This is a genomic window from Echinimonas agarilytica (genome assembly GCF_023703465.1).
Classification (GTDB): Bacteria; Pseudomonadota; Gammaproteobacteria; order Enterobacterales; family Neiellaceae; genus Echinimonas; species Echinimonas agarilytica.
Map to the genome: position 1 here is coordinate 129,810 of NZ_JAMQGP010000008.1, position 12,534 is coordinate 142,343.

Here is a 12,534-nt window from a genome sequence, read left to right on the forward strand (position 1 = left end):
GCGTTTGTACCTGTTTGAGAGTCTGAAACAGCAGATTTCTGAATACCTAGACGCAGATCAAGTTGCGCAGGTAGAAAGAGCCTATATCGCAAGTCGCGATGCTCACCAAGGTCAAACTCGTTCGAGTGGCGAACCTTACGTCACACACCCCGTAGCAGTCACTCGTATTCTGGCCGACATGCGGCTAGATCACGAGGCGCTCATGGCAGCCCTGCTGCATGACGTGATCGAAGACACCACTCTGACCAAAGAAGATCTTGCAGAGCAGTTTAATTCAACTGTCGCAGAGCTTGTGGAAGGTGTCTCGAAACTCGACAAAATCCAATTCGATTCCCGCGAAGAAGCACAAGCCGAAAACTTCCAAAAAATGGTCATGGCCATGGTGGTGGATATTCGAGTCATTCTCATTAAGTTGGCTGACCGAACCCACAACATGCGAACCATTTTTGCGTTGCGCCCTGATAAGCGTCGACGCATTGCCCGCGAAACCCTCGAAATTTACTCTCCCATTGCGAACCGACTCGGTATTCACAATATTAAGAATGAATTGGAAGACTTAGGCTTCGAGGCCCAATATCCAATGCGCCACCGCGTATTAGGGGAAGTGGTAAAACGCGAACGCGGCAATCGTAAACAGCTGACTAAAAGCATCGAAAAAGATATTTCCGGACGAATTTCTGAAGCCGGAATCTCGGCACAAGTTAAAGGCCGAGAAAAGCATCTTTATAGCATCTATCAAAAGATGCGCAGCAAAGAGCTGCCTTTCACTGAAGTGATGGATATTTATGCTTTCCGAGTCATCGTAGACGACATTGATACCTGCTATCGCGCGCTTGGGCTAATTCATAGCTTATTTAAACCAAAACCTGGACGCTTTAAGGATTACATTGCTATTCCAAAAGCCAATGGCTATCAAAGTTTACATACCTCGCTTATGGGGCCACATGGCGTGCCCGTTGAAGTACAAATTCGTACCGAGCACATGGACCAGATGGCCGACAGAGGCGTAGCTGCACATTGGCTTTACAAGAAAGATAGCGACTCCACCGGCACCACTGCTCAAGTGCGCGCACGCCGATGGATGCAGAGTTTGCTCGAATTACAGCAAAGTGCCGGCAGCTCCTTTGAATTTGTTGAAAGCGTTAAGTCGGACTTGTTCCCCGATGAAATATATTGCTTTACCCCAGATGGCCGTATTCTTGAGTTACCTGAAGGTGCCACAGCAGTAGACTTCGCCTATGCGGTTCATACCGATGTGGGCAATACCTGCGTTGGCGCGCGAGTAGATCGCCAGCCCTACCCAATCAGTCAGCCGCTTTCTACAGGCCAAACGATCGAGATTATAACGGCGAAAAGTGCGCGCCCAAACGCCGCGTGGCTTAACTTTGTGGTGACTAGTCGCGCCCGAGTGAAAATTCGTCAATATCTTAAAAATTTGCAGTCAAAAGAAGCACGTAAGCTCGGTATGCGCTTGCTAACACATGCTTTGGGCTCACAAAAAACACTGAATGATTTTCCTGAAGAGACTGTTGAGCAACTTCTCGCGGAGTACAAAGTCGGCAGTATTGACGACCTGTTAACCGACATTGGGCTAGGAAAAGTCATGAGTCTCATGGTTGCCAAGCGATTGGATGGCGACATTAAGGTTAACAGCAGCAAGCGCAAACGCCTGCCTATTTTAGGCGCTGAAGGTGTGCTCACCACGTTTGCTAAATGTTGTCGCCCTATCCCTGGCGATGCCATTATTGCCTACATGAGCAAAGACAAAGGCCTTGTGGTGCATCACGAACAATGCAGCAATGTACGCGGTTATCAAAAGGAACCTGACAAATATATTCCGGTCCATTGGGATAGTGAATATGACGGCACCGATGAGTTCATCACCGAATTACGCGTAGATATGGTGAACCACCAAGGTGCACTCGCTACGCTCACCAGCATTGTTGCCAATAGTGGATCGAACATTCAAGCAATCAGCAGTGAAGAAAAAGATGGTCGTATTTACGTCATCAATATGGTGCTCACCACTTCAAATCGTGTTCAGCTTGCCAATGTGATGCGCCGCATCCGTGTGATGCCCGACGTGCAACGAATTACCCGTAATCGAAACTAACCTCAGGATCAGGAAGCATCATGAGCAAAACCATTATTTCAACCGACGCAGCACCCGCTGCCATTGGTACTTATTCTCAAGCCGTTAACCATAACGGCACTGTGTATTTATCAGGCCAGATCCCATTGGTTGCTGAAACAATGGAACTCATCAGCGATGATTTCGAACAGCAAACAGTGCAAGTGTTTGAAAACCTCAAGGCGGTTATGGCCGCAGCGGGCGGTACTTTAGACGACATGTGTAAAGTTAATATCTATCTGACAGATCTCAGCAATTTCGCCACCGTCAATGAAGTCATGGCGCGTTACTTTGCTCAGCCTTACCCTGCTCGTGCAGCCATTGGCATTGGTCAATTGCCGCGTGGTGCACAGGTTGAAATCGACGGCATCGCAGCCGTTTAAGTATACAAATCGCAGTTATCTTTTAGCGCAGCTTCGGCTGCGTTTTTGTTCTTCCCTTCACCGTTTCATTATTCATTTTTGTTCGAGATTTCCCATGGCTACACCCCGCTTTCATCGACTGAACTCCATTTTAGATCGCCGCCAAATGGATTTGACCGTGTGCATGGAACATGTCAATAAACCGCATAATTTGTCGGCTGTCGTGCGCACCGCCGATGCAGTTGGTGTTCATGATTTACACGCAATCTGGGAAGATTCCGAGCTCAAGCGTTCCAACTTCTACAGCTCAGGCAGTAATAATTGGACTCGAATCCATCGCCATGTGGATATCGAAACCGCTATTTCTACATTAAAAGCACAGAACATGCAGGTGTTGGCCACTCATTTGTCGGATAACTCGGTGGATTTTCGCGATATCGACTACGCCAAACCCACCGCAATCTTACTCGGCACCGAACGTTTTGGAATATCTCAAACAGCTCTGGATTTATCCGATCAGCACATAGTGATTCCAATGATGGGCATGGTGCAGTCACTTAATGTGTCGGTTGCAAGCGCGCTCATCTTGTACGAAGCACAGCGCCAACGTGACATTGCGGGTATGTATCAGCAACCGCCAAAAATCGAATATGAAGAGCGCCAACGATTGTTGTTTGAAGGCTGCCATGAAGCGTTGTTTCGACGGTGCCGACAAAAAGGATTGCCATTCCCAGTCATCGATGACCAGGGGGAAGTTTGTGCCAGTGAAGACTGGTGGGCCAGCATGCGCAGCTAGTCGAATAGTGAAATAACGGGCTCTCTTTCATACTGATAATTTATACAGTAGACTGACATACATGTTCGCCTTTGGAAAACTATGGTTTGTCGACCCAAACGTTAGCAAAGCTTCCGCTTACACACCTCAAAGGTGTCGGTAAAAGCCTCGCCGAAAAGCTGGCTAAGTTGCATTTAAACTCGGTTCAGGACTTGTTGTTTCACCTACCGCTCAGGTATGAAGATCGAACCCGAGTTTTTGCAATTGACAGCCTTTTACCAGGCCAAACAGGTACTATCTTTGGCGAAATAGTAAACGCCGACTTACGCTTTGGCCGCCGCCGTACTTTAATTGTTCAAGTGCGTGATGGTTCAGGCACCATCACACTTCGTTTCTTCACATTCAGCGCTGCTCAGAAACAGGCATTCGTAGCTGGCCGTTCAATTCGCTGCTTTGGCGAAGCCAAACGTGGCCCTTCGGGCATTGAAATGGTTCACCCTGAATATAAAGTCACCGAAGACAGCACTGCAGATATCGACGTTGAAGACAGCTTCACACCTGTGTATCCCACAACGGAGGGATTACGGCAGGCAAGTTTAAGAAAGTTAACGGACCAAGCGCTCGAAAGCCTACGACGGCATCCACTACCCGAATTACTACCCGACGGTCTCTATCAAAGCCAAATTAGCCTCAATGAAGCGGTAATGTTATTGCATCGACCGAGCGCAGAGGTGTCGCAACAGACGCTGTTAGACGGAGAGCACCCAGCCCAGCAGCGATTGATCATTGAAGAGCTACTCGCACATAACTTGAGTGTTCAAAAAGTAAGATTGCAAAGCGATACTACCCAAGCCGTTTCTTTACCTCAGAGCTCTCAGTTAGCCCCCCAATTTTTAGCCCAATTATCATTTAGACCAACTGGGGCACAGCAACGCGTAGTTCGAGAAATCCAAACCGATTTAGCGAGGCCCCATCCGATGATGCGGTTAGTGCAGGGGGACGTTGGTTCGGGCAAAACACTGGTAGCAGCACTCGCGGCACTTAGTGCGCTTGAGCAAGGTTACCAAGTGGCTTTAATGGCCCCAACAGAACTACTAGCCGAACAACATGCAGTGAATTTTGCACAATGGCTTCAGCCATTGGCCATTGAGCTTGTATGGCTGGCGGGGAAAACCAAAGGTAAACAACGCCAAGCGGCACTCGACAGCATTGCCTCGGGTAGCGGCCAAATGGTTGTAGGTACACATGCATTATTCCAAGATCAGGTTGAATTTAAAAATTTGGCATTGGTAATTATCGACGAACAGCATCGATTTGGCGTCCATCAGCGTCTAACTCTTCGTGAAAAAGGGATCGCACAAGGTATTGCCCCTCATCAACTCATTATGACAGCTACGCCCATTCCAAGAACCTTGGCCATGACGGCCTATGCCGATCTAGATACCTCGGTCATAGATGAACTTCCCCCTGGTAGAACACCTGTTGGTACCGTTGCATTGCCCGACACCCGACGCGATTTAGTGATTGAGCGAATTCATTCGGCCTGCACCGTCGATAATCGCCAAGCTTATTGGGTATGCACCCTGATAGAAGAATCTGACGTACTTGAAGCTCAAGCCGCAGAAGATGCCGCAGCCGAACTTAAAGAAGCCTTACCGTCGCTACGCATTGGCTTGGTTCATGGCCGAATGAAGCCTGCAGAAAAAAAGTCGATCATGGATAAGTTCAAGCTTGGCGAGTTAGATTTACTGGTGGCCACGACTGTCATTGAGGTTGGAGTTGATATTCCCAACGCCAGCTTAATGGTGATTGAAAACCCTGAGCGGCTTGGTTTAGCGCAGCTCCATCAGCTTCGTGGTCGTGTAGGGCGCGGCTCAGTCGCAAGCCATTGTGTGCTTCTCTATAAAGCTCCTCTTTCAAAAACAGCGACAAAGCGCCTTGCGGTGTTGCGCGAATCCAACGATGGTTTCTTGATCGCAGAGCGCGATTTAGAAATTAGAGGTCCAGGAGAAATATTGGGGACTCGCCAAACAGGCTTAGCTGAATTGAAAATTGCAGATTTAGTGCGCGACCAAGCGCTGATACCATTAGTTCAGCAGTTGTCTGGGAATATAGTACAGAACTACCCTAGCCACGTTGAACCATTAATAGAACGTTGGATGGGGGAACGCGTTCACTTTGGCAATGCTTAACTAGATATCCGCACCGTCTTTGTAATTTACAGACAACAAAAAGCCCCATCTGAAGGGGCTTAATACAGCATTTTCAAGAATTAAGATTCTTGTTGAACAACGACTGTGTGACGACGACGTGAACGGCGACCGTAACCAGAGCTGTAACTACCTTTTACACCGAAAATATTCATATTTTCTCTCCCGTCTGCATGTTTACTTTCTGACTCAAATTATATACCCAAAAGTGACTTACGTCACACTTTTTTGTAATTATTTTTCTTTAATCAAAAATTAATGTGATCTGAAGCACTTAAACTTCAAGCATAATGGAAGTGAAAGCTCCAAATCCAAACGGCGAAAAAAACGACAATAATTTGATAGAAAATAGGCTCAGAACAGGACTCCTAATGCGATTGAAATTATGAGAAAGAAATAAAACACGAATTTCAGACAACAAAAAGCCCCATCTAAAGGGGCTTAGTACAGCGTTTTCAAGAATTAAGATTCTTGTTGAACAACTACTGTGTGACGACGACGTGAACGGCGACCGTAACCAGAGCTGTAACTACCTTTTACACCGAAAATATTCATATTTTCTCTCCCGTCTGCAAGTTTACTTTCTGACTCAAAGTATATACCCAAAAGTGACATGCGTCACACTTTTTTGAGATTTATTTTCAAAAACCACGCTTTTAACGTGATCCATATCACCTTAACTCAAAAATAAAAGGGAGCCTTCACCTGATCACAAAAATACAATTAGAGTGAAATTATGAGTCACTAGTAACGAATATATTGTGCGCATGTGCAGCGGAGGGAAAGTTTTAAGAATGTGGCAATGATGAATTTCAGACAACAAAAAGCCCCATCAAAAGGGGCTTAGAACAGCGAAGGGCTAACCTTCTTGCTGAACAACAACTGTGTGACGACGACGTGAACGACGACCGTAACCAGAACTGTAACTACCTTTAACACCGAAAATATTCATATTTGATTCTCCATTTGCTTTTCTCTATTTTCTGGTGATAAGTATAAAACAAAATTTGACATTCGTCACACTTTTTTTGTAATTAAATTACACAAAACCATCAATAAAGGTGATTCAGATCACCCCCCTCTTCAAGGCTTAGTCTGTTAGCATTTCTGCTAGCGTTGGTGGCGGGTTAATGAGCCGGAAGTCACTGTATTTTTGAATGTTATTCTGGCTAAAAGCATTCACGCCGTTGAGCTGGGCGGTTAAACGCGTTGCAATTTCTTGCGGCACAACAAACCCTTTCACTTGATCAAACTTCATTTCTAATTCAAATGCGGAAAACTTTAAGCCAGATGCGCTCATCACAGGCTCTTTAGCAGATATGCGCAATCGAGTGACGTATTGGTGCTGAATATCAAACCAAAGCTTGCCGTCAAAACCTTGCTGGTCGATGAAATTAGGCATGTTGGGAGTAAACGAATAGACTGATTTTTTTTCGTTGTTCTGTAATAAGTTAAGACTATTGGGCTGAACTAGGCGTGTAAGCTGGCTTTGCGATTTGTACTGACCCGAATCTATGTACTTTTGTAAAAATGACCACTGCGTTTCAATATTCGGCACTTCACCATTGAGTTCAACCAAGCTCCACCCTGCAAATTCAGATTGCTGCGGGTTATGTCTCAATACACGCGTCAAATCATTCGATGTTAAAGTCCGCGTGTATTGCCAACGATCAAGTTCGACTTCATCAATCATTTTAAGGCTGTGACTGATGTCTTGAGTGTTCGCCTGCGCGGAGCATACGCATAGACATAAAGTTAAAGTTGCGAAAAAATAGCGCAACCACAATGCAGATTGAAATTGCTTTAGCAAGAAGTACATATAATGAATTGAGCACGTCACAAAATGTTGGCTTGAGTTTAGAGCAACCATTATTGAATGTCAGACTTTATCCGTCAGTTATTGCTCAAACGGCAATGTGCCTTGGGAGTTTTCCATTGGATCAGTAAATGATTCGTCAGAAGCCGGATACAAGATGAATTTGCCAGTAAATTGTGCTGCCAACTGCTCACCGGAGTATAAATTAACAGGAACTTTCATGACCACTTTCTTATCACGAATCAGCGGCCAAATACTGCCTTCAATTTCCTTACGACTGGCTTCTGCTACCGCGTGTCCAACCACTGAACTCACGTAACGAATATCGCCATTTACCAACATAATACGTGCAGTAATATTACGCTCTTTGAGCATCAAGTAGAGCAACCCCCACCCTGTTAAACATCCCATGGCATAGAGGCTGCCAGCAAACATTCCGCCGTGCAGATTTACGTTAGGAGTCACAGGCGCAGTGACCTTCAAAGATTCCCCCGTGTAATCATCAACAGTCACTCCCATTTGCGCACTCAACGGGATTTGATCGCGCCACATTGCCGCCAACGAGTCACACCATTCACCATAGCTGCGATTAGTTGACTTAGGCGTAATATCCTTTTGCATCTGTTGATGTTTAATTTTACCAAAATGAGTAGGCCCCTCGCCCACTGGGTGATACCCATTTTTTAGGTAAAAAGGGACCGCAGGAATACGCGCATTCATCATCATGCGTTTTACTTCTTTTGAACGGGCTAAGTCTTCTAAGGCAGCGATCATGCTAGAGCCAATGCCTTTACCTCGGTGTGCATCAGACACTGCCATGTAACGAATTTGCGCCTCATCTGCGCTAATTTGGTACAATCGGCCCACCGCGATTGGCTGACTACTCTTATCGAGAATCATCCGATGTTCGCTATACTGGTCGTATTCGTCTTTTTCAGAACCTTTAGGCAGATTAAAAGGCGAACGAAGCTGCTCCCAACGAAATTGGTAGTAGCGTTCATAATCTTCTTCGCTAACCGGTTCAATGACCTGATACATTCAGAAATCCTAGTTTTCTTAATTCTTACACCACTAATAGGACACTTTCTGTGGCAAAAAATTCATGGCAACACGCCACTCGGTACGGCAACATCACTCGTCTCATTCACCAAGACGGCCAATGTATTAAGGTTAAAGAGAACGATCAATACCGTTGGCTCGAAATTGACGGTATTATGCAGAGTCTCATGAAGCTCAACGATCCCAGTATGCCAGTTCTTCCTCCTCACCAAGCAATGCTAGAGGTATTACCAGACGCGTCAAGTTCTGGTATTGCACTAGAATTAGGTCTTGGAGGCGGTGCAATGCAGCGTTATTTCACCCGCAACCTACCCCATTGGGAGCTCACATCGGTGGAACTTAACCCACTGATAATTGAATTATATCGGGAGCATTTCCAGCTAGACGATGATAGCACGAATCGTCAGTTATTGGGCCGCGCAGAGCTCACGGTAGAATCTATAGACAATTCATCTATAGGGGCTTTGATTGTTGACATATGTACAGATGAAGGCATTCCTGAAGTTTTAGCCACCCCACAGTTTTGGCTAGAAATTAATCGTATTCTCGAACCAGATGCAGCGTTAGCGGTTAATTTAATCCCTAAACACGAAAAGGAATGGCTGCAAGTAACGGACTTAATGCGTCAGACGTTAGCGCTTGATTTGGGTTGGATTGAAATACCACGCCACCTCAACATACTGGTCGTATCGACACACGATAGCTAACAGTGCATTATCCTTCGTTTATGAATACGAGATGTGCGTCACTCACTATCGATTAGCGACATCTTTTCCATGTATGGATGCCGTACCTTTAAGGATTTTCAATGAAAAAGATTAGCATTGCGTTTTGTTTGTTCATTTCTCTCACGCTCGTAGCATGCGGAGGAGGAGGCGGTGGCGGCTCCAGTACAGGTGGTACGACAGGGAGCAGCACAGGCGGTGACACGGGCGGCACTACTGGCGGAGACACAGGCGGCACTACTGGCGGAGACACAGGCGGCACTACTGGCGGAGACACAGGCGGTGATACCGGCGGAGATACTGGCGGTGATACTGGCGGTGATACAGGCGGCACTACGGGCGGCACTACTGGCGGTGATACGGGCGGTGATACGGGCGGTGGCACGGGCGGTGACACGGGCGGCACTACTGGCGGTGATACTGGCGGCACTACTGGCGGTGATACTGGCGGCACTACTGGCGGTGACACAGGCGGCACTACTGGCGGTGACACAGGCGGCACTACTGGCGGTGACACAGGCGGCACTACTGGCGGTGACACGGGCGGTGACACGGGCGGTGATACCGGCGGTGACACGGGCGGAGATACCGGTGGTGATAGTGGCGGTGATACAGGCGGCACCCCAACTCCACAATATGAATTGTCAGTGACCGCTACATATGACCAATGTGGCACCCCGAATACCACAGGGCTACTGCTGATTCACGACGATAATGGTGCCATTATCGATGAAGTCGAATCTGATATGAATGGCGTTTATACCGCGTCTTTATCATCGAACGATCCGGTTAATTACAGCTTTATTCACGAAAAACCTGCTTTGGCTTTCGGAAATACTATTCTGATTGAGAGTTTTGAAGACTTTCCGGTCATGGAGGTCGCGTTACTTACCCCTTTAGACGATGGCGAAACGGGCGATACTCAGCGAGCTCCATCACTTCCTAATGGCTGTAGTTGTTATGATATCGATGTAAACCTCACCACTGATGATGCATTTTCAGAAGTGAGACTGACCAACAGTATAGAAAGTGCTTTTGTCGCTCCCAACGCTGCAGGCGTGCAAGCAACGGTGGATTTCACCACCAATGTTTGTTCATCTGATACCAGCGAAGAGTATGAGTTCTTAGCGTCAGGTTCGATTTATGTAGCAGGTTCCAATACACACACGAGTTCAATTGCAAAAATGTCTATGCCACTGAGCACTGCGATTAACAATGGTGTGGCCATGGAGCTGAACCGCTCCACGTCGGCTATTTCGGTGACCACAAATGCCGTTCAATCTCTGGGGTTTACAGCATCGCTTGTATCCAATAGCCGTTCGCTTCGTTTAGCAAATACATATGTAGGCGCTCAATCTATTGATGTTACTACAGGAGAATATCAAGCCGTAACTCTGTCGTTACCTAGCAGTGCAAGCGTCTTAGACAATGCGACTAGCTCGACTTACGCGTACCAATCGTCAGAAACATTAAACTCTTTGATTGCTTTAGAACCGAATCAAGCATTCGAAATGGATGAAGATCTTCAAGTGTCACTGAGCCAAGGTACGGATGGGATGGATATTAGTGTGATAAATGGCTTCACACCCACGTCTTACATTGCTCAGAACATTGTTTATACCGCTCGCGGAGCATCTCCTACAGGCTTGCTAAATAGTATCTCTATGCGCAAACAAGGTCCGTTTAACGGCAATTGGACGAACTTTGAGATGCCCGATGACATTAATGAATACATTGAAAATGAAGACGCATTGCTTCAAACATTGGCCGCACTTGCGGGTACCACTGTTGAAGCTCTTATTCCAGCCGACTTAATCTTCTTAAGCGCTACCCCAGGTGTCACTTATAGCGAGCAAATGTCAGCACAATATGGTGAATTAGGTAACCTGTGGTGGTCTCAGGGTGGAGCCACACAAAAACAAACGTCAACCACATTGGTTGCCGTGCAGTTCTATCGCAATTATGACAACTAACAGAACTCTCTGGACACCACAAAAAAGCCGCCACTTGGCGGCTTTTTTATTGTACAAAGTAAGTTCTTTATACTTGAAGCCAGAAAGTGACAGGGCCATCATTTAATAACGACACCTTCATATCGGCGCCAAACGAGCCTCGTTCTACACGAACCTTGGATTCACACTGCGAAGCAAATTCGCAATAGAGTCGCTCAGCAAAATCGCCCGATGCCGATGACGAAAAGCTAGGACGATTGCCTTTTTTCGTATCTGCTGGCAACGTAAATTGGCTCACAACAAGCAACTGACCACCCGCTTGCTGTACATTTAAATTCATCTTTCCCGCATCATCTTCAAACACTCTATAATGACAAACCCGCTCCGCCAATCGCGCCGCTTTAGCTGAATCATCTGATTTTTCGACACCAAGCAATACCAGCAACCCGCCTTCTATCTCTCCTATAGTTTCACCTTCCACCACCACGGATGCATGAGTAACGCGTTGAATCAAAGCAATCATTTGGCCTTCTCTGCTTCTGCTTGACGTTCATCTAAAGTGGCGGTGAATTCAGCACCTAAAAGAACAATCACCCAAGAAATGTAAATCCATACAAAGATGATTGGTACAGCCGCTAGAGCACCATAAATAGCCTGATAAGCGGTGAACTTAGCAATATAAATCGCGAACGCGCGTTTACCCACTTCAAACAAAAATGCCGCGAGCAAAGCCCCAAAAAAGCCATGCTTAATCTTGATGTCTTTGTTTGGCACCAACAGGTAGATCAACATAAAGACCAAGGTCGACAACAGGAACGGGAATAACTTTAAAGACTGTGTTTTGATGAAGCTGACATCGCCCATCAAATTCAAGCTGACCAAATAAGACGTGGCCGCAATACTGGCGCTCGCGAGAATTGGGCCCATCGTCAAAATCATCCAGTAAATTGACAATGACATCATCAATCGGCGCTTTTTCTTAATTCGCCAAATTCGATTGAGCGCTTTATCAATGGCAGACATCAGCATAAATGCAACGAACACTAACGCCAAAATACCAATCGACGTCGTTTTGGATGCATTGCTCACAAAATCATTCATATATTGTGAGACTGTGTCACCGGCGGTAGGGACAAAATTTGAATATACGAATGCTTCTATGTCGCCGCGTAAGTCACCAAACACAGGAAAAGCAGAAAACATTGCGAACGAAACCGCAATCATGGGTACCAGCGACAACAAGGTGACATAAGCTAAGTGGCCGGCCGTCATAGTCACTTCATCTTCATTGCAGCGCTGCAAAAAATGGCGCACAACATCATAAGCCTGAAGTGTTTTTTGTTTAGATTTTTCTATCGTTGTCTGCCAATTTACATCCATTCCGGCCATGGATAGAGCTCCTTTAAAATAGTGCGTTTGCGCGCAATACAAAAATACTAACAATTTCTACGCTTTGGCGTCAGATAAAAACACGATAAGCTAAGCTACATATCGAAAAATTTAC

Annotated in this window: 10 protein-coding genes; 6 read left to right on the top strand and 4 right to left on the bottom strand. The window is 46.3% G+C overall.

Annotation, left to right across the window (positions count from 1 at the left end):
* Positions 1–4: 4 nt before the first annotated feature.
* The 4 genes from spoT to recG all read left to right on the top strand — a co-directional run bounded on the left by spoT (position 5) and on the right by recG (position 5,460).
* The gene (gene spoT / locus NAF29_RS15225; protein WP_251262479.1) at positions 5–2,113 is read left to right on the top strand and encodes a bifunctional GTP diphosphokinase/guanosine-3',5'-bis pyrophosphate 3'-pyrophosphohydrolase; all 2,109 of its coding nucleotides are present in this window, start codon (positions 5–7) and stop codon (positions 2,111–2,113) included.
* 20 nt (positions 2,114–2,133) lie between these two features.
* Positions 2,134–2,514 carry a RidA family protein gene (locus tag NAF29_RS15230; protein WP_251262480.1) on the top strand — a complete coding sequence of 127 codons (381 nt, stop codon included), beginning with the start codon at positions 2,134–2,136 and terminating at the stop codon, positions 2,512–2,514.
* Between the two features lie 94 nt (positions 2,515–2,608).
* The gene (gene trmH, locus NAF29_RS15235; RefSeq protein ID WP_251262481.1) at positions 2,609–3,289 is read left to right on the top strand and encodes a tRNA (guanosine(18)-2'-O)-methyltransferase TrmH; all 681 of its coding nucleotides are present in this window, start codon (positions 2,609–2,611) and stop codon (positions 3,287–3,289) included.
* 86 nt (positions 3,290–3,375) lie between these two features.
* Positions 3,376–5,460, top strand: a complete 2,085-nt coding sequence (gene recG, locus NAF29_RS15240) for an ATP-dependent DNA helicase RecG (RefSeq protein ID WP_251262482.1) — start codon at positions 3,376–3,378, stop codon at positions 5,458–5,460.
* Between the two features lie 1,108 nt (positions 5,461–6,568).
* Here the strand turns inward: recG and NAF29_RS15245 are convergent.
* Both NAF29_RS15245 and NAF29_RS15250 read right to left on the bottom strand, forming a co-directional pair.
* A complete protein-coding gene (locus NAF29_RS15245; protein WP_251262483.1) occupies positions 6,569–7,171 on the bottom strand; it encodes a hypothetical protein in 603 nt (200 codons plus the stop codon).
* A 204-nt stretch (positions 7,172–7,375) separates the two neighbouring features.
* Positions 7,376–8,332 (bottom strand): bifunctional GNAT family N-acetyltransferase/hotdog fold thioesterase, encoded by a 957-nt coding sequence (locus tag NAF29_RS15250; protein ID WP_251262484.1) that lies wholly within the window; start codon positions 8,330–8,332, stop codon positions 7,376–7,378.
* A 50-nt stretch (positions 8,333–8,382) separates the two neighbouring features.
* On the opposite strand from NAF29_RS15250, the gene NAF29_RS15255 reads away from it, so the two are divergent.
* Positions 8,383–9,060 carry a class I SAM-dependent methyltransferase gene (locus NAF29_RS15255; protein ID WP_251262485.1) on the top strand — a complete coding sequence of 226 codons (678 nt, stop codon included), beginning with the start codon at positions 8,383–8,385 and terminating at the stop codon, positions 9,058–9,060.
* Positions 9,061–9,161: 101 nt separating this feature from the next.
* Entirely contained in the window at positions 9,162–11,051 is a 1,890-nt protein-coding gene (locus NAF29_RS15260; protein ID WP_251262486.1) for a hypothetical protein, read from the top strand.
* A 67-nt stretch (positions 11,052–11,118) separates the two neighbouring features.
* Here the strand turns inward: NAF29_RS15260 and dtd are convergent, their stop codons facing one another.
* Both dtd and NAF29_RS15270 read right to left on the bottom strand, forming a co-directional pair.
* Complete coding sequence (gene dtd / locus NAF29_RS15265) at positions 11,119–11,553, bottom strand: D-aminoacyl-tRNA deacylase (RefSeq protein WP_251262487.1); 435 nt, start codon at positions 11,551–11,553, stop codon at positions 11,119–11,121.
* A complete protein-coding gene (locus tag NAF29_RS15270) occupies positions 11,550–12,419 on the bottom strand; it encodes a virulence factor BrkB family protein (protein ID WP_251262488.1) in 870 nt (289 codons plus the stop codon). Before NAF29_RS15270 ends, dtd begins: the two co-directional genes overlap by 4 nt.
* Between the last annotated feature and the right edge of the window lie 115 nt (positions 12,420–12,534).